Below are 17848 nucleotides of genomic sequence, written 5' to 3'. Positions count from 1 at the left end.
AAGCTATCAAGCATCAAGGTTTGTTAGCGATAGTGTCATAAAAATAATGACTATAATTGGTATGTAAATTGCTTGTAATAAAAGTGTCAATTTATTGCGGTATTTACCAAATGATCAATAACCTAGGCCTGTATAGCGCCACTTTTAATAATAATTCAACTGTGAGTCAGCAGAATACTGCTGAAATACAAGCGATAACTGATAAACATGCTGACAGTAGTGTTAAAAGTGAAGAGTCAGCTGTCGTTGATAACAGTTTATATTTATCAAGCCGAGCTCAAAAAATAAATGCTATTAGCAGTGAATTTTTTAGCGGAGCAGAGCTGACATTTGATGATGTAGGCGCGTTAAAAGAAAAGCTTTATCAGTTTGGACTTATTTCAAAAGGTGAGTATGCGACTTTAGGTGGTACTACAACGGATGCGACAACCAGCGAATCTAGCGCGAACACATCTACTACCACGTTAACTAATTTCCTTGGGGACTTCATTGAACGTTTAAATAAAGATGATGATGCTGATGGAGATACAGACAGTGATGAAAAGGTTACTGAAAGCGAAACAATAGTGGCTTTAACGGGAGCGTTAACTACCGCAAAAAAAATATTGAATAACGTCGAAGAGCAGAAACTACAAACTGATTTTAAGACATCTCTTAAGGGAGCATTAGCCTTACTTAAGGAAACGATCAATGATAAGTCATTTGAAAAATTACCTTTAGATGACAAAATCGGACTCAGTAAAGTGCATCAAGCACTAGAAATAGTTGATCGCCTATCTCCACAACGACTTAATAATGATAAAGTTAATCAGTATATTAAGTTATCTTATAGATAATCGCTTAAGCGGGTTATTGATGCGTTAATAGATTGATCGCACAATACCCATGATTACACTATTTACTTCACCTAAAGTCATTTTGGTTCCCACTGAAATTGAGCTCTTATAAGGTAACGGATATACGCTCTATCACACTCATCTTGAAGGTAAGGGATTATTTTGCGGTTGTTTAAGTTTACCTTAGCCATATGCTTGGTTTTTGTTGTCACATTTAGTGCAGTATTTTATAGCCGAAGCTCGGTGGTGACCTCGATAGTAAATAATTACCTTACACAGCATAATAGCGCGCTAACGTGCATTGATTTTGAGATAAATAACAACTTTGATTTGCTAATTACTCGTTTATGTATTGATTCGCCTTATGCGGAAATAGAATTAATTAATAGTTTGGTAGAGTGGCGATTTGAACCTAGCAAGATAGACGTAGATAAACTATCAGACGCTATTTCAGCGATAAATATTGATGCAGTTACTGTACGAGCTAAAAGTGATATTCAATTCCCTGAAAATACTACTTCAAGCACAGTAAAAATTACTGAGTTACCAACACTTATTAGAAAACAACTTCATGACCTTGCGTTGCTCTCAATTCCGATTGAAGTTGATATTCAAACGTTTAGCTACCAACCCCTTACTAATAAAGAAACTAATAAACAAACCCATAAAAAAACGAATCAAAGCCACACTTATCAAGGCCAATTTTCAGTAAATGCCCAGAAGCTATCATTCTCTTTAGCTAATCATAAGAAAGAGAGCGTCTTTTCTTTGGCATTAACTAAAAATGGTGATGATCTCAGTGCTGATTTAGCAACTGATTTAGCTAAACTAAGACCATTTATCATTAGACATCAAACGGCTTTGCCTCTTAGTTTATCGACACTATTAATAAATGAGTCTTGGTCTGTTAAGGGGAATTTTAATAGTCAGCTAGACTGGCAAAAGAAAACCTTGAATATGACCAGTAAATTGACTGATTTTTCTTTTGAGGCTTCACAAGATTCTTCTTCATTAGGGCCGATTGAGCTAGACACAACCTTTACTTGGCAAACAGTCTTAGCGGGCGAAAACCTACACTTTGACTTTACTCATGAGGATAATCTAAATAATGGTAAGACGAGCCATCTTAAAGATTATGAGCGTAATAACATACAGTTAGCTTTTAATTCAGAAAAGTTAATTGATTTACTCACAGTAAAAGCAGTTGACCAGCAGATAATAAATGTCATCACAGACAATGCTATAAATTCCTTAACAGTTAAGCCATTGGGTTCGCTAACCATTGATTTTACCCAGCAAACTATAGCCAGTGATAGCCTTGATATCTCTAGCAGAAATTTATATGGGCCAATAGAACTCTCGCTAAGCGATTTACTCTTTAATTTTGATGATGATCCAGCAATAACAACGAACTTACAAAAAGCAAAATTATCTCTGACAGGACAAGCGAATATTGCTCAATTACAGACTTATAGCCAACAGCCAGTAAAGCTAAGTGTTATAGGGGGAATTGAGCAATATAGTAATAGTTGGCAATTAACACTTTCCCATGGAACGATATTCGAATTAGTTCAGCTAAGCTTGCCGTTAAATAAGTCAGCGAGTGAACCGACAAGAAAATCTAAACAATCGAGCCACAAAGCCCAGCCTAGTATGAAATCGTTAATCAGTCATTGGCAAGGTGAAGTGTCGATAGCCAAAAATGATAATCAACAGCAGTCAAAAAATAATGGCTTAGTGACTTTTGAACTAGATATTAACAGTCAAATAAGTCAGCTGAATTATCCCAAAACATTAAAAATTAATGGACTTGAATTAAAGACAAAACTCAGTGGCAGTGTCGATGATATAACGATAGGCACTAAAGTGGTTGCCGATAACGTTCCCATAGCGACCGCTATGTTAACGGGAGACTTACGTCATCCCAGTGTGGTTGTGTCGGCACAAGATGTATTGCTTACTGACTTATTAGCATTAAAGATAAAACTACCTGTCGAGTTGAAACTTATTGATGGCAATATCGACTATCACTTAAGTGGACAACTTAAAAATAGTGAAGACTTATTAGCTAACCCAATGACAATGACACTTGTAGTGCAAGAGGTCACAGGAGAGGTTGACGGCACTTGGTTACAGGAGCTGAACTGGCAGCAAAAACTTTTGTTGCAAAATGGCCAGATTCAATCGATACGTGACAAGACTGAAGCATCACCTAATCTGACTATTGCAAAGATAGAAACGGCGACACCAATTAATAATTTAGCAACGAGCACTTTTATCGACTTTTCATCAGATAATTTAAAGCTATTAGCGTATGACATTCGTGGAAGTTTATTGGGTGGGCGTTTTGATATAGCTAAAGCGCAGTGGCCTTTTAGTAAAGAGCTGCCAGTGAATGTAACATTAACTAAAATAGATTTAGAAAAACTACTCGAGTTAGATAAAAAGCAAGGTATAGTCGTTACAGGGAGAGTCTCAGGGGAATTACCTATTCATTATGATGGCGATAATTTTCTCATCAAAGAAGGTAATTTGAAAAATGTCGGTGATGGCATTATTCAAGTTTATAATAACCCTGCGGTTGAAGAACTTAAAGCCAGTAGCACTGAATTAAAGCTTGCGTTTAATGCCTTGGAAAACTTACATTATCACCACCTCTCATCGGAAGTTTCAATGGCGGATGATGGCTACATGTTATTAGATACCGCTATTAAGGGCAGAAATCCTGATTTGGATAACGATGTAAATTTGAATTTAAATCTTAGCTATGATTTATTAGGCTTAATTGAATCACTCAATATTACCGAAGACTTTGAAAGCAAAATTATCAAAGGCTTACAAAAAACAAAGAACTAAATAATTAAGGAACATTTATGGTTAAAATACTGGCACCACTGCTAGCTGTATTTTTATTTACAGCCTGCACTCATCGAGTTGAAGTAAGTGCTAAAGAGCCAATCACGATCAACTTGAATCTTAAAATTGATCATGAGATTCGAGTCAAAGTTGATAAAGAACTCGATGATATTTTCAGTGACGATAGTGATATCTTTTAGGAGCAATAATGAATAAATTTATAAAGCACTCAATTAGAAAAGTAAGCCTAGTGTTAATTGCTTCTTCCATAGCATTCTCGGCTTGGGCAGTAACTCTCGACCAAGCGAAGCAACAAGGGCTTGTTGGTGAAATGTCTAATGGCTACCTAGGTGTGGTAGTTGCAAGCGCTGAAGTGAGCGACTTGGTTGATATGGTGAATAAAAAACGTAAAGATATTTACCTGAACTTGGCGCGAAAAAATAAAATCACCATGCAACAAGTTACTAAACTAGCCGGTGAAAAGTCTATGGCTAAAACTCAGTCAGGACATTTAGTTCAAAACTCTGCAGGGCAGTGGGTTAAAAAATAACTTACGGCTGTTATTGAAAGCAATTGAGCTGTAAATAATAAAACCGTAGTCCTGAGTAAGTACTACGGTTTTTTTTGTCTATTAACTAATTGTTGGGGTTTAACCGTATTTATAACCAATACAAGTGGGCAATAATTTAATGGAGTTGGTATAAATTAAACTACACTTTAAATCGGCTTATAATCTCAGTTAACTGTTGATTAATATCATCAATACTATTGAGCTCTGCAAACGCTTGTTTACCATTATTATCTAGCTCACCGACAATTTCGTTAATTGCGGTCATATTTTTACTGACCTCATGTGTGACATTGCTTTGTTCTTCAGCAGCAGTGGCAACTTGTGTACTTAAATTATTAATCTCGGACACAATACCTGTCATTTCATCCAAACTTATTGAAACTTCACCTGCACCAGTCGCCGCTTTTTGACAACGCTCTTTCGTCACACTCATTGAGTCAACAACTGTTTGATTACCTTTTAATAGGCTAGAAAGTGCATTTTCAATCTCATCAGTACTCGACTTGGTTCGGCTCGCAAGGTTACGTACTTCATCTGCAACAACGGCAAAACCACGACCTTGTTCACCAGCGCGAGCTGCTTCAATAGCAGCGTTAAGTGCCAATAAGTTTGTTTGATCAGCAATGCCACCAATAACACTCAAGATAGAATTAATGCCATCGGTCTTACTACTCATCTCACTAACACTTTCTACCGAGTTCTCAACGTCAGTAACCAACTCTGCAATAGTCCCTTGCGCTTGGGTTACTGTTTTCATAGACTCACGACCAGCGCTGTTGGCGTTATCTGTCAGTTGAGCGACATTTGCAATATCGCTTGCCATAGAGCCGGCAGTCGCATTCATTTCTTCAATAGCCGTTACCACTTGCTCTGTTTCTTGAACATGCCCATTCAATATGGTCGTATTATGCTCTGATTGATTTTTCAATTTAGAGACATTGCCGTTTAGCGCTGTTGTTGCCTCTTTTATTTCTAACATCATCGATTGCAAGCTTTCTATAAACCGGTTAACGCCATCTGCAATTTGGCCTAAATCATCATTCGAGTGCACGTTAAGTCGCTGCGTTAAATCACCATTACCTTGAGAAAGTGCGGTGATTGTTTCTTTTAATACGAGTATTGGGCGATAAATAATTTGTAATAAAGTGAAAACCAACGCAACACTTATCAGTGTTGCTGCAAGGGTACTGATAATAGCGCTTTTTTTCGCTTCAACAAGACTCGCATAGGCAACTTCTGTATCTAGACCCAGAGTGTAATACCAATATTTATCAGCTATTTGAATTCGATGTGCAAAAAGTAATTTATCCACTCCGTCTAATTGATACGTATGTATGTCACTCTCGTGGCTAACAGCGCTTAACGCTGCCTCTTTAAACCAAGGATAACTCGTTGCTAGTTTTTTGGTTTCAACAGTTTTACTAGTCGAAGCCAAAACCGTTGTATCTTGATTAAAAATTAATGCTACAGCGCCAGGTATTTCTGCGGAGTTCTCAACTAACTCATTTAAAAAATCCAATTTCATATCAACAGAAATCATGCCATTTTTAATTTTATGAACGATACTGATCCAATAAGTCATTGAACCAAAATAAGGTTCACTTGTTGCAGTACCTGAGCTTCTTCGAGCTAATTGGTAGTATGATTCTTCTCTAACATCACCTGAAAATATATGTTCAGGCCAAGTATTACTCGTTTGATTCCAGTAGCCAATGCCATTTTCAAAACCAATGGCCGAGCTATTAAGATTCATCGAAAACGCAATGGTTTTTGTTAATTTAACAAAATATTCAGTACTACCTTCTTCTCCTTGATCATCATATAGTTTTGCAATTCTGGCCAAACCTAATGCTTTTTCATTCAATTGTTGTTCAATAAGCTCAGCTTGTTTTCGCACGAACTCACTGTTTTCTTTCATAATGAGAGCGGTTAGGGTTTTCTCCTCTTTTATATAGGAAAAATAGCTTGTTAAAGAAACGGAAAGTCCGACTAATACAGTTATTGTAATCAGTAACAGGTTTTTGAATCCAAACTGCACCATGGTGTATCCTTCTTTGTCGCCATCTTGGGCTGTTAATTTTTTATGGATTGAAATTGCTTTTATATATCAAGTAACAGTAATACATTTACAAAAATATATTTGGCTGCTCTGAATCTTTGGCATGAATATAAATTAGACTATTCAAAACGGTGTCCATTGGCTTAATTTAAAGCGACTATACTCATTGTTAAAAGCGACTTTACTCAATGTTATTCGTTTTTTTAATTACTGATTCGTAATTGGCATTTACTTTAGGATCATAATTGATCGAATTTGAGATACCTCACGTATTCATAAGAGTAATAGCCTTAAATGTAGCGGAGTGAATATGAAAATATTAGTAACCGGTGGTACAGGTTTAATTGGTCGACACTTTATTAGTGCTTTTAATCATAAATATCAATTCACTGTTTTAACGCGCAACACTCAAAAAGCACAACTATATTTGCCTCAAAACATTGAATTTATTGAACAGCTACCAGAGCAGAATAACTTTGATGTGATAATCAACCTTGCCGGTGAGCCAATTGTTGATAAACGCTGGACTAGTGCACAAAAAGAAAATATTTGTCAGAGTCGATGGAAAATCACTGATAAAATAGTTGAAATGATTGCACGCTCTAAAACTAAACCAAGTTGTTTAATTAGCGGCTCAGCCATAGGTTATTATGGTGAAACGGGTATTGTGTCAACGCATGAAGACGCACAAGTAGTACATCCTGATTTTGCTCACACTCTCTGTCAAAAATGGGAAGAACTTGCCCTTAAAGCCAATGAACATTGTCGTGTGGTGTTATTACGGACTGGGGTAGTGTTAGCGGATGATGGTGGTGCATTAGAGAAAATGCGTTTACCTTTTTCTTTAGGATTAGGCGGAAAACTTGGTCATGGTCAACAATACATGTCTTGGATACATATCGACGATATGATTCATGCTATCCACTTTAGCTTACAAATAGAGTGTATTGAGGGCGCTATTAATTGCACTTCTCCACAGGCAATAACGAATGAAACGTTTACGAAAGCATTAGGTAAACAAGTTAATCGACCTACTTTGTTTACTGTACCGGCATTTATGTTAAACATTTTAATGGGGCAAGGTGCAGAGTTATTACTCACTAGCCAAAATATTTATCCGCAAAAATTACTCAGTCATGGTTTTCACTTTAATCACTGTGATATAGAACATGCGCTTGCGGATTTAGCTATTTAGTCTTAAAAATATCACCTTGATAAATCAGGGGTAGTCGTTCCATCATCAACTTAGTTGCAGGTTATTGACAAATTTTTATTATCCTAATGACTGATTTCAGATGTGTTAGTTTCTAGAAATATTATTTGTCTTTTTTCTTCTGTCGTTAACGGTTTATAAAATCGAGGGTATGACCAACCATACCCCCATCGAAACGACGTAGGGAAATATGGACTTCCCCCTGCACGAACACCCATTAACATGAGCTTCGCTATTTGTGGTTCACCCACTTTAGCAACACATTGCTGAAGTTGTTCATCAGCGATTAACCTACCTTGATAGGTACCGCCTTGCCAATAAGCATAATCATGAGCGGTACAACAAGATAGCCATAATTCTTTCTGCTCAAATGTTCCATCAGGAAAAACGCTGCATCCGTCAGTAGTGAAGGGGGCAATTGTCTCTGCATTTACAGAGACAGAAACTAATGAAAAAAGTAGGTAAAATAGTATACGCATAGATTTTAAATTACTGAAGTTAAGGGCCACATTCAGCTAATTCCACATTAATGTACTCAATAAAGGCGGACTAAAATGTTGATAGCAATGATATTGCTAAACGGTAGCCACTCAATTTACACTATTTTATAAGGAACTATTAGCCAGCACTAGCCTGCTGTAACTTTTGCTCTAACAAAGCTTCAAGTTTACCTTTTTTCATCGCCAAGTCTACTTCAAGTGATTGGAGTTCTTTTACTGACGCTTTATCTTCTTTGTCTTGTAGCATTTGAACTTTGACACTTAACTCGAGGATCTCCATTGATAATTCTCGAATTTGTGTATCTAGATCACTTTCTTTAGCTTTCTCTGCGGCGGCGGATTCTTCTGGCGACATAGCACCATTTAAGCTACTGGCATCTATGCTTTTATTATCTTCACTTTTTTCTTTCGTGCCTGCCTCAGCTTCAGCCGACTTGGCTTTAGCTTCTTCAGATAACGCCAGTTTATCTGGTTGTAATTGTTTGCTTTTGTCTGGAATAGTCACGTCGACTTGTTGGGTGGTATTAACAATGGGTGTACTAGTGACTGGTACCGCTGCTGTCTGTGCTGAACGTGAAGTGTCTGCGCCAGAGAATTGTGTTGTTAAAACTGAAGTGTTAATGCTGTCCATGGTGACTTCCTATGTGACCGAATACTAAATTAAATGCTTTATTGAAAGCTAACTATAGCTATATATGTTCTTGTTCCCAAGTACTTTATCAGGGGATTGAATACTATTAATTTTTTTAGCCGACTTAGCTTATGATAATACTTATTCGTAGGGTCGTTATCTCTCTCTTATTCTTTATTGAGCCTTTCTTATTAGCTAAAAAATCCCTATTAAAATATCTGTTATCGCTAAAACGTTAAACTAAAGGTTGCGCCGCCTTCGCTATTGTTGCGCACAGCAACCTTACCATTATGAGCTAACATCACTTGCCTTGTTAAAGCTAAGCCGACACCAGAACCCTCTTTTTTGGTGGTGAAAAAGGGCACAAAAATTTGTGTCATATTTTCATTCTCAATACCTTCACCATTATCAGCAACTTCAATGACGACATGACCACGAACATTTAAAAATGCTTTCAGTGCTATTTTTGGCGTACTGATTTGCTTGCCTATTGCTGCTCCTGCGGCTATTAACGCGTGTTCAGCATTTAACAGTAAGTTAAGTAATATTTGTTCGACCATATCTGAATCAACATAAATATCTAGGGCTTGAGGAGCGATATTAGCGGTTAATTCAATGTCACTTTTTTGCCAATTTTGTTTTGCTAGTAAGGTTACATGCTCGAATATGGTTTCCACAGAGATTGTTTTTTTACTGGGTGGGGGCAGGCGTGTTAAACGGCGGTAGCTGGTGACAAATTGCATTAAGCCATCACTTCGTCTAGCGACCGTTTTTACTGCACCTAATACATCGTCTAACTCTTCGATTATTTCGTCGGTAATAGCGGGCAAGGTCTGTGTTTTTTCTTGTACATCTTGCACTAGATCAACTGCTGTTTTGGCCAGTGATGCGACCGGAGTTATACTGTTCATTATTTCGTGCGTTAAGACACTAACTAAGTCTTGCCATGCTTGCAGTTGAGCGAGGGCTAGTTCACTTTGAATATCTTGCATACTGAGTAACGTTTCTTGCTGTGTTGCTGTTGTTATCTCAGTCGCTGAGATTATGAGCTTATGTTCCATGTCATCAATGGTGATATGAACCAATGTACGCTCACCAGCTAAAATACTTTGCAATTTTTTTGGGAAATCTTCATTAAACTGTGCCATATCATCTATATGGGTGACAGCATTACTACCAAATAAGCGCCTGACGCTATTGTTCCATAAAGTGATTTTACCATTATGATCAATACTTAATAGCGGTACCGGTACATGCTCAATAATGGCTTTAATATGGCGTAGTTCAGCTTCCTGATTTGAACGAACACTCTGAATGCGTTTTAAAATATCAGTAAAGGTGGAACCCAATTCGTCAAAACCAGCACCAACGGCTTTTAGTTCAAATCGTTGTGAAAAGTCGGCATGGCGAACGGCATCAAAAAAGCGTACTAGTTCAGCATTGGTTTTAGAAATAAAACGTATTATTTCATAAAATTGTATGAGTAGTACTGCTGATAACAGCAGTACTGTTGCGTGATAACCATCGTTCATAATTGCTTGCGTAAGAAAAATCAACGTTAGCATGGCTAAAATAGTACGCGTGGCTATTAAGAGTGAAAACCGTTTAAAGTCCATGTTTTTCCATCCGGCGGTAGAGTGCAGCACGTGTTAAGCCAAGTTCTTTTGCTGTATGGCTTATATTAAATCGATGCTTTTTAAGGGCTAAGGCGATAGCATTTTTCTCTATCTGCTCTAAATTCAGATCCTCTGGCAGGGTTATCTCAGTGCTGGTTGTTCCTACCTGCTCTGCTTTTACCCTGTGTTCTTTTGTTGACGTCGACTTTCTTGGTTTTACATGACTAGGGACATCAAGCTGAAAGTCACCCGAAGTAAGCACTTCAGATTGGCTTAATATCATCGCACGTTCAATGGCGTGGCGAAGTTCTCGTATGTTACCTGGCCAAGAATAAGAGGAGATTGCCGCTAATGCATCAACACTCAGCTGTTTAACGGCTTTACCCTGTTGCTGATATTTTTTCGCGTAAAAGTCGACATAATGACTGGCAAGTAAGGCTATGTCGCTGCTACGTTCGCGTAAAGGCGGTAAATTAATTTCAACGGTATTGAGTCTAAATAATAAATCTTGACGAAAATGCTGTTCATCTTTTAGGGTTTCTTTAGACAAGTTGGTAGCTGATACTACCCTAACATTAAACGCTATAGCTTTATTTGCACCAAGGGGAGTGACTTTTCGTTGCTCTAACACGGTAAGTAATTTTGCTTGTAAATGCAGCGGTAAGTTCCCTAGCTCATCTAAAAATAAAGTACCGGCATCTGCTGCTTGTAACCGGCCGATTCTATCGTGCTGTGCACCTGTAAAAGATCCCTTTTTATGACCAAATAACTCACTTTCAAATAAAGTTTCGCTAATCGCGCCTAAATCAACAGACATAAATACTTGTTGAGCACGAGTGCTTTGTTGATGTATCTCTCTGGCAACCAACTCTTTACCAGTGCCGTTTTCACCCAATATCATCACATTAGCTTCGGTTGGCGCGGAGCGAGCGATTAACGATTGTATTTGCTGCATCGCTTGAGATTGGCCGAGCATATTTTGCTGACTTGCCGGGTTACTCGCTTGTACTAATACTTTATTGGTTTCGCGTAATTTTTGCATTTCACTACGGCTTCTGCCTAGCAACACTGCTGTTGATACTGTCGCAATAACTTTTTCATTTTGCCAAGGCTTGGCAATATAGTCTGTTGCGCCTAGCTTCATTGCTTCAACCGCAAGATTAACGCCACCATGAGCGGTGATCATGATAATGACGCTTTCTGGCTTAATTTCTAATATTTTTTGCAGCCAATAAAACCCCTGGGCACCAGAACTTTCACCCGGACCAAAATTCATATCCAAAATAATGGCATCAAAATGCTGATCGTTAATAAAGCGAGGAATGTGTTCAGGTACATTGCAGGTACTTACCTGTGAAAAGTGGCGTTTTAGTAATAGCTTGCCTGCCGTTAAAATATCTTCATCGTCATCAACAATAAGAATCTTGCCTTCTTTTTTCACGCTTAAATTTCCTCTTTATATGCTTGCGTTTAGCGAACGTTACAACGCAAAGTGTTCATTAACGTACACCTACTGTTCATAAACGTACAGTTCAAGTTGAACTTATTTTATCTTTTTATTTTAAACTACAATAAAAACAGTTGATTACAAGTTGGAACGATTATTGGATTGTTAAAGGTTAAGTTTATCTATTGGCTTACGCTAATACTTCTTAATGACAGGTTAATATGACCCAAGTAAACAAGACAAAAACAGATTCAACCAAAAATACCACACCACTCACTTCTGTAACTAATGCCGTTTCGGGGGCAGGAATGGATCGTAAAGTCACCACTAATACTAGTCCAATGAAAAAATGGCTAAGTGTAGTGTTGATCATTCTAATCGTTGTTTTTACGGGTTATATGATCGCTAGTAAAAGTACGGGGAAAGTATTATCAGTAGATAATAGCCGCGTAGTTATTTCAAAAGTGACATCGGGGGTTTTTGAGGATTTCATCCCTATCCGTGGTCGAGTTACTCCAGCAAAAACAGTTTATTTGGATGCCATTGAAGGTGGACGTGTAGAAAAGATTCTAGTGGAAGATGGCGCGAGTTTAACGGCGGGTAATCTTATTGTAGAGCTGTCAAATGCTTCACTGCAACTCAGTGTGTTAGGTAATGAAACACGCGTAGCAGAGCAACTAAATAATATGCGATCCATTGAGTTAAATTTAGAGCAAAATCGTCTACAGCATAAACGTAATATCGTTGATATTAAGCACCAAATTAAATTGTTAACTCGCCAAGTTGATCGCTCACAATCGCTTATCGCAACTGGCGCTATTACCAAATCTAAAATGGAAGATACTGAAGATACCTTAATTTGGTATCAAGACCGCTTGGCGTTAACCATTGAAAGTCAGCAATCAGATGCTCGTATGCAAGGTGAGCAACTCACATTTTTAAGAGACACTAGTCGTCGTTTAGAAAGTAACTTGGCTATTTCACGTCAAAACTTAGACAACATGAATGTTAAAGCGCCCGTAGCAGGTAAGTTATCTGGCTTTAATGTTGAAGTAGGTCAAAGCATTGCCCGTGGTGAACGTCTTGGTCAAATAGATACGCCTAACGATTATAAGCTAACTGCCTTTATTGATGAATTTTATCTAGGTCGTGTTGATATCGGCCAAACGGCGAGTTATCAAGATTATTCATTGGTTATCGCCAAAGTCTATCCGCAAGTACAAAACGGTCAATTTGAAGTAGATTTTAAATTCATTGCTGAGCAACCTAAAGGTATCCGCCGCGGACAAACCATTCAAATAAAACTGACACTTGGCGATGCCAGTGAAGCACTGTTGATCCCCAATGGCGCATTTTTTCAAGATACTGGTGGCAAGTGGATGTTTGTTGTTAGCCCTAATGGTAGCGAAGCGGTGAAGCGTAATGTGCGCCTAGGACGACGGAATAACCAATTTATAGAAGTTATTGAAGGACTTGAACTTGGTGAACAAGTTGTCACTAGCCCTTATAGCAGTTACCAAGATATGCAGCGTCTTAACTTTAATTAGTGAATAACATTTTAGCGACTGATTATCTGGCCGCAATAAACCGCCTTACATAACAAGTAATAAATATAATTCATAACTGAACAGAACATTAAAAGACTCATGAAGAGTAAAGGAATTTACCATGCTAAAACTACATAATTTAACACGCGTATATCAAACAGAAGACGTAGAAACATCAGCCTTGAACAATGTAAATATTGAAATTGCCCAAGGCGAGTTTGTTGCCATTATGGGGCCATCAGGTTGTGGTAAATCAACCTTGCTTAATACCATTGGTATGTTGGACTCACCCAGTAGCGGTGACTATATTTTTTACGGAGAAAATGTTGCTGGTTATTCAGAAAAGCAGCTTTCCGTTATTCGTAAAAAAAGCATTGGTTTTATCTTTCAAAACTTTAATTTGATTGACGAATTAACCGTTGCTGAAAATATTGAATTAGCCTTGATTTATCACAACATACCAGCAGCAGAGCGCAAAACTAAAGTCGAAAAGGTCATGGATAAAGTGGGTATTGCTCATCGTGCTAAGCATTTACCGAGTCAGTTATCTGGTGGGCAACAACAACGTGTTGCAGTCGCTAGAGCGGTTGTGGGTGATCAAAAAATGATTTTGGCCGATGAACCAACGGGTAATTTAGACAGTGCGCACGGTCAAGAAGTAATGGAAATGCTACAAGCACTAAACGATGAAGGCACCACTATAGTGATGGTGACACATAGCCCAGCACATGCTGATTACGCTAGACGTACTATCAATTTATTTGATGGTCATGTGGTTGCACAAAGTGTTCGTGCTGCTGAGCAAACGGCTTAATAGGCATTAGGAGAAGTTTATGTTTCACAATTACCTTGTTACCGCGTGGCGCAATATCATAAAAAACGGTATTTTTTCGGTTATTAACATCTTTGGTTTAGCCATTGGTTTGATGAGCTGTATTTTAATCATGTTATTTGTTCGCCAAGAGTCAGGTTTTGATACCTGGATTAAAGATCATGGTCAACTAGTACGCATGCACACCGCTTATTCTATCCCTAATCAAGAACCGTTTGATTCAGTACGATCGGCGGGTAGCATGATGGAAGCAATTCGTGATTATGCTAAAAATGAAATTGAAACGGGCGTACGCTTTATTCAGTTTGATATGACAGTAAGACAAAATGAAGATGCTTTTTCAGAGCAATTTACTATGGTTGATGGCAGTTTTTTTAATGTCTTTGATTTGCCTTTTATTCATGGTTCTAAAGAGTCTTCATTTAACAAACCAATGGATTTGGTTATCACGGAAGAACTCGCTTATAAATATTTTGGCAAAAGTGATGTGGTTGGTGAAACGCTTACTGTGTGTTGTGTAGCGGGAAATACAACCACCTTAACTATCACTGGGGTGATGGAAGATTTACCCGATGCCACGCATTTAAATACCGATATGGTGATTTACTTACAGCCGGCCTTGTTTAACGATAATGATGGCATGTTGAATACTTGGACTAGCTTAAATGTTTATACTTATTTTAAATTGAATCCAGGTATTGTTCCTGAGCAATTGCAAGAACGCATTACTTTTTGGATGAATAAAGAAAGTCCACTGGTTGAGATGCTCGTTAATATTTTAGGTGAAAAAACTTCAGGTAAGCAGGTTACTGACTTTGTTAAACAACGCGTAATGCCAGTAGCTGATTTACATTTACATGCGAAAAGCCAGGCGGGAAATGGTGGTGATTTAACGCCTATGGGCGATAGTAAAATGATCACTACTTTTATTGTTGTCGCGAGTTTAGTGTTACTTATTGCGTGTATTAACTTCATGAACCTTTCTACCGCAAAAGCCAGTAAAAGAGCGCGTGAAGTCGCAATGCGAAAAGTATTAGGTGCGAGTAGAACTCAAGTGGCTATTCAGTTTTTAGGTGAAGCCATCGCCTTAGTTTTACTGTCTTTATTGTTTGCTTTAGTCGCTGTTGAGTTGGTGTTACCACTATATAATGAAGTCTTAGGTAAAGAGTTAGCCTTACATTTATTTGATGATCCAAGTTTATTATTCACCTTAGTTGGGCTTGCCATTTGTGTGGGAATTGGTGCTGGCATTTACCCTGCATTGTATTTATCACGCTTTTTACCGGGACAAATTCTAAAGTCGAGTAAAAGTGTTGAATCGAAAAGCTCTGCAAAATTTAGAAACGTACTGGTGGTCTTTCAATTTGCGACATCTATTGTTTTAGTTATATCAACACTGGTTGTTTATGGACAAACCCTATTTTCTAATAACATGGCAGTGGGTTATGAAAGTGATAACAAGTTAGTACTTAATATTAGAATGGCGAAAGATAACTTGCCGAGCTTAACGCAAGAGTTATTAAATTTATCTGAGGTAACGAGTGTCACTTTTTCTTCTGAAGCGCCATCGCAAGATAATGAGAACAATAATAATTTCAAATTACTAGAACCACACGCTAATGGGGGCGCTAATGAAGCGGAACTGATGAATTATCATAATATGGGTTATGGTTTTTTTGAAGCCTATGAAGTAAAGCCGCTGGCGGGTCGTTTGTTTGATGAAAATTTTGGTTCCGATACCATTAAAGAGGTGGCGGAAGATTCCGTGGGTAACTCGAGTGTTGTACTTAACAGCTCAGCCTTGAAAAAGTTTGGTTTTAGTAGTGCGCAAGAGGCTATTGGTAAAACATTGGAAAGTAACATCCGTGGTAAGCAGCATTTAACCATTATTGGTGTCATCCCTGATGTTTATTTTCGTTCAATAAAATTTGGTGTCAGAGCTTCTGTATATACGCTTAATCCAGAACGTTTTCGCGTAGCAAATATCTCTTTTACCACTAACAATATACCTAATTTGATTCGTTCTATTGAAGCTGTGTGGCAGAATAATGTACCAATGCAGCCCATTAATTTGCAGTTTTTAAGTGAAATGATGGCGGCGCAATACCATGATGAACTTACTACAGCGCAGTTATTCTTAGTGTTCTCATTAATAGCCATTGTAATAGCGTGTTTAGGTTTATATGGTTTATCTGCTTTTACGGTAGAAAGAAGAACTAAAGAAATTGGTATCAGAAAAGTGATGGGAGCCAGTGTTAAAGATATTGTTGGCTTACTTATCTGGCAATTTTCTAAGCCAGTAGTGTTGGCGAATCTCATTGCTTGGCCTATTGCCGCTTATTTGATGTTAACGTGGTTAGAATCATTCCCTTATCGTATCGATGCTATTTGGCTGGTGCCAATATGCTTAGGCGTTGGTTTGTTATCACTCATTATTGCCTGGAGCACTGTCGGTGGTAATGCTGCTAAAGTGGCGAGAAAAAATCCAATCAAGGCACTTAGGTATGAATAAGAGTTTAGCTAATAATGAAAAAAGGCGAGTAATAAGTCGCTAATACCAAATGCTAAAATGGCAGCGGCAGTGAATATTTTTCATTGCCGTTTTTATGTTTTTATTCATCTCTAATTGCTAGTTGTTGATGGCTCAGCTAATAAGTAATCAATAAATGTTTGGGTTAACATGTTGTGATAGCTGTTTTTATTGGTTACTAAAGCAAAACGACGAGATAAATTTAATGGTGAGTGCAGTGCAATTAAACCGCCATTATTTAGCTCTTCAGCAATACTAAGTTGTGATAGGCAACCTAGCCCTAAACCGGCTTTGACTGATTCTTTAATAGCACTTTGTCTAGTTAGCTCTATACCTAAACTAATTTGGGCACCCATTTGTTCAATAGCAGCATCAAATATTGCCCGTGTTCCTGAACCATGCTCACGCAATACCCATGAATGTTGTTGAAGCTGTTCGAGATTGATAGTCGCTTTTTTTGCTAATGAATGCTCAGGTGAGCAAAAAACTTGTAACTGGTCTACTTGCCATGGCGTTATTTGTAAGTGCCGATGCACCGCGGGACCTTCTATTAAACCGATAGAGGCTTTACCTTTATCTAAATAATCTATCACCATCTGGGTATTACCTATGTGTATTTCAGGTACCACGTCAGGGTAAATTTTTACAAATTTTGCAATCAACTGAGGCAGTAAATAAGTGGCGATAGTAGCGCTGGCTACAACTCTCAAGACACCACTCATGGTGTTTAAATTAGCCAGTTTTAGGCTATCAAGTAAATCACTTATTTGACGTACTTTAGGGAGCGATTTAAGACCATTTTCGGTGATTAATAAATCTCGGCCAATTCGCTCAAATAGTGGATAACCTAAACTTTCTTCTAATTCTTTTAACGCTTGGCTGGCGGCAGACTGGCTTAAAGAGAGTTCACTGGCTGCTTTAGTTAATTTCCCTAAGCGTGCAGTTGCCTCAAACAGTTGAAGTTTTTTTATCGAGATACCCATAGCTTCATATACCTTAGGAGTAGTTGACCATAAGAAATGGTTAATTAACTCGGCTTTAATTAATTGTTTTTAGTTCGGTTTTTTGAATATTATACATCGAATTAATCCATTATTCTTATTTAAAACTTTCCGTTATATTATATTCCATAAAGTGATTACTCGTTAAGAGCCACTTATAAGTACATAGTTAGCGACTTATTAGCTAATAAGTCGTTCTTGGTTAGTCC

The 17848-nt window shown here is 37.9% G+C and carries 14 protein-coding genes; 8 read left to right on the top strand and 6 right to left on the bottom strand.

The window, feature by feature from the left end:
* Window positions 1-110 precede the first annotated feature (110 nt).
* The 4 genes from ESZ36_RS03870 to ESZ36_RS03855 all read left to right on the top strand — a co-directional run bounded on the left by ESZ36_RS03870 (window position 111) and on the right by ESZ36_RS03855 (window position 4242).
* Entirely contained in the window at window positions 111-836 is a 726-nt protein-coding gene (locus ESZ36_RS03870) for a hypothetical protein (protein ID WP_146783824.1), read from the top strand.
* 246 nt (window positions 837-1082) lie between these two features.
* Entirely contained in the window at window positions 1083-3692 is a 2610-nt protein-coding gene (locus ESZ36_RS03865; protein WP_246128981.1) for an intermembrane phospholipid transport YdbH family protein, read from the top strand.
* 17 nt (window positions 3693-3709) lie between these two features.
* Window positions 3710-3892: a YnbE family lipoprotein gene (locus ESZ36_RS03860; RefSeq protein WP_011045438.1), complete on the top strand. Its 183-nt coding sequence runs from the start codon at window positions 3710-3712 to the stop codon at window positions 3890-3892.
* A gap of 8 nt (window positions 3893-3900) precedes the next feature.
* Window positions 3901-4242, top strand: a complete 342-nt coding sequence (locus ESZ36_RS03855) for a YdbL family probable chaperone protein (protein ID WP_146783818.1) — start codon at window positions 3901-3903, stop codon at window positions 4240-4242.
* Between the two features lie 160 nt (window positions 4243-4402).
* On the opposite strand, the gene ESZ36_RS03850 is transcribed toward ESZ36_RS03855, so the two are convergent.
* Window positions 4403-6304, bottom strand: a complete 1902-nt coding sequence (locus ESZ36_RS03850) for a methyl-accepting chemotaxis protein (protein ID WP_146783814.1) — start codon at window positions 6302-6304, stop codon at window positions 4403-4405.
* Between the two features lie 328 nt (window positions 6305-6632).
* On the opposite strand from ESZ36_RS03850, the gene ESZ36_RS03845 reads away from it, so the two are divergent.
* Entirely contained in the window at window positions 6633-7517 is an 885-nt protein-coding gene (locus tag ESZ36_RS03845; RefSeq protein WP_146783810.1) for a TIGR01777 family oxidoreductase, read from the top strand.
* An 83-nt stretch (window positions 7518-7600) separates the two neighbouring features.
* Here the strand turns inward: ESZ36_RS03845 and ESZ36_RS03840 are convergent, their stop codons facing one another.
* From ESZ36_RS03840 to ESZ36_RS03825, 4 genes are all read right to left on the bottom strand, one after another.
* Window positions 7601-8014, bottom strand: a complete 414-nt coding sequence (locus ESZ36_RS03840) for a hypothetical protein (RefSeq protein ID WP_146783808.1) — start codon at window positions 8012-8014, stop codon at window positions 7601-7603.
* 139 nt (window positions 8015-8153) lie between these two features.
* Window positions 8154-8666 (bottom strand): hypothetical protein, encoded by a 513-nt coding sequence (locus ESZ36_RS03835; protein WP_146783806.1) that lies wholly within the window; start codon window positions 8664-8666, stop codon window positions 8154-8156.
* A gap of 227 nt (window positions 8667-8893) precedes the next feature.
* The gene (locus tag ESZ36_RS03830; protein WP_146783803.1) at window positions 8894-10282 is read right to left on the bottom strand and encodes a sensor histidine kinase; all 1389 of its coding nucleotides are present in this window, start codon (window positions 10280-10282) and stop codon (window positions 8894-8896) included.
* Window positions 10272-11723, bottom strand: coding sequence for a sigma-54-dependent transcriptional regulator (locus ESZ36_RS03825; protein WP_146783801.1), 1452 nt, complete (start codon window positions 11721-11723; stop codon window positions 10272-10274). The genes ESZ36_RS03830 and ESZ36_RS03825 overlap by 11 nt, the downstream gene beginning before the upstream one ends.
* A gap of 227 nt (window positions 11724-11950) precedes the next feature.
* Here ESZ36_RS03825 and ESZ36_RS03820 point away from each other — a divergent pair, with 227 nt between their 5' ends.
* The 3 genes from ESZ36_RS03820 (at window position 11951) to ESZ36_RS03810 (ending at window position 16620) form a co-directional block, all read left to right on the top strand.
* Window positions 11951-13276, top strand: a complete 1326-nt coding sequence (locus ESZ36_RS03820) for an efflux RND transporter periplasmic adaptor subunit (RefSeq protein WP_146783798.1) — start codon at window positions 11951-11953, stop codon at window positions 13274-13276.
* Window positions 13277-13397: 121 nt separating this feature from the next.
* Window positions 13398-14090 (top strand): ABC transporter ATP-binding protein, encoded by a 693-nt coding sequence (locus tag ESZ36_RS03815; RefSeq protein ID WP_146783795.1) that lies wholly within the window; start codon window positions 13398-13400, stop codon window positions 14088-14090.
* Between the two features lie 19 nt (window positions 14091-14109).
* On the top strand, window positions 14110-16620 hold the full coding sequence (locus ESZ36_RS03810; protein ID WP_146783792.1) for an ABC transporter permease: 2511 nt from the start codon (window positions 14110-14112) through the stop codon (window positions 16618-16620).
* Window positions 16621-16730: 110 nt separating this feature from the next.
* On the opposite strand, the gene ESZ36_RS03805 is transcribed toward ESZ36_RS03810, so the two are convergent.
* On the bottom strand, window positions 16731-17621 hold the full coding sequence (locus ESZ36_RS03805; RefSeq protein WP_146783789.1) for a LysR family transcriptional regulator: 891 nt from the start codon (window positions 17619-17621) through the stop codon (window positions 16731-16733).
* Between the last annotated feature and the right edge of the window lie 227 nt (window positions 17622-17848).

It is taken from the genome of Colwellia demingiae (assembly GCF_007954275.1).
GTDB lineage: Bacteria > Pseudomonadota > Gammaproteobacteria > Enterobacterales > Alteromonadaceae > Colwellia > Colwellia demingiae.
Note: the sequence above shows the minus strand (reverse complement) of the source record. Positions and strands in the feature narration are given on the sequence as shown.

Excerpts from the sequence above, each read along its gene's own strand:
- ESZ36_RS03870 (WP_146783824.1), top strand. The coding sequence starts at position 111 with ATGATCAATAACCTAGGCCTGTATAGCGCCACTTTTAATAATAATTCA.
- ESZ36_RS03815 (WP_146783795.1), top strand. The coding sequence starts at position 13,398 with ATGCTAAAACTACATAATTTAACACGCGTATATCAAACAGAAGACGTA.
- ESZ36_RS03810 (WP_146783792.1), top strand. The coding sequence starts at position 14,110 with ATGTTTCACAATTACCTTGTTACCGCGTGGCGCAATATCATAAAAAAC.
- ESZ36_RS03830 (WP_146783803.1), bottom strand. The coding sequence starts at position 10,282 with ATGGACTTTAAACGGTTTTCACTCTTAATAGCCACGCGTACTATTTTA.
- ESZ36_RS03820 (WP_146783798.1), top strand. The coding sequence starts at position 11,951 with ATGACCCAAGTAAACAAGACAAAAACAGATTCAACCAAAAATACCACA.
- ESZ36_RS03805 (WP_146783789.1), bottom strand. The coding sequence starts at position 17,621 with ATGGGTATCTCGATAAAAAAACTTCAACTGTTTGAGGCAACTGCACGC.
- ESZ36_RS03835 (WP_146783806.1), bottom strand. The coding sequence starts at position 8,666 with ATGGACAGCATTAACACTTCAGTTTTAACAACACAATTCTCTGGCGCA.
- ESZ36_RS03860 (WP_011045438.1), top strand. The coding sequence starts at position 3,710 with ATGGTTAAAATACTGGCACCACTGCTAGCTGTATTTTTATTTACAGCC.
- ESZ36_RS03840 (WP_146783808.1), bottom strand. The coding sequence starts at position 8,014 with ATGCGTATACTATTTTACCTACTTTTTTCATTAGTTTCTGTCTCTGTA.
- ESZ36_RS03850 (WP_146783814.1), bottom strand. The coding sequence starts at position 6,304 with ATGGTGCAGTTTGGATTCAAAAACCTGTTACTGATTACAATAACTGTA.
- ESZ36_RS03845 (WP_146783810.1), top strand. The coding sequence starts at position 6,633 with ATGAAAATATTAGTAACCGGTGGTACAGGTTTAATTGGTCGACACTTT.
- ESZ36_RS03855 (WP_146783818.1), top strand. The coding sequence starts at position 3,901 with ATGAATAAATTTATAAAGCACTCAATTAGAAAAGTAAGCCTAGTGTTA.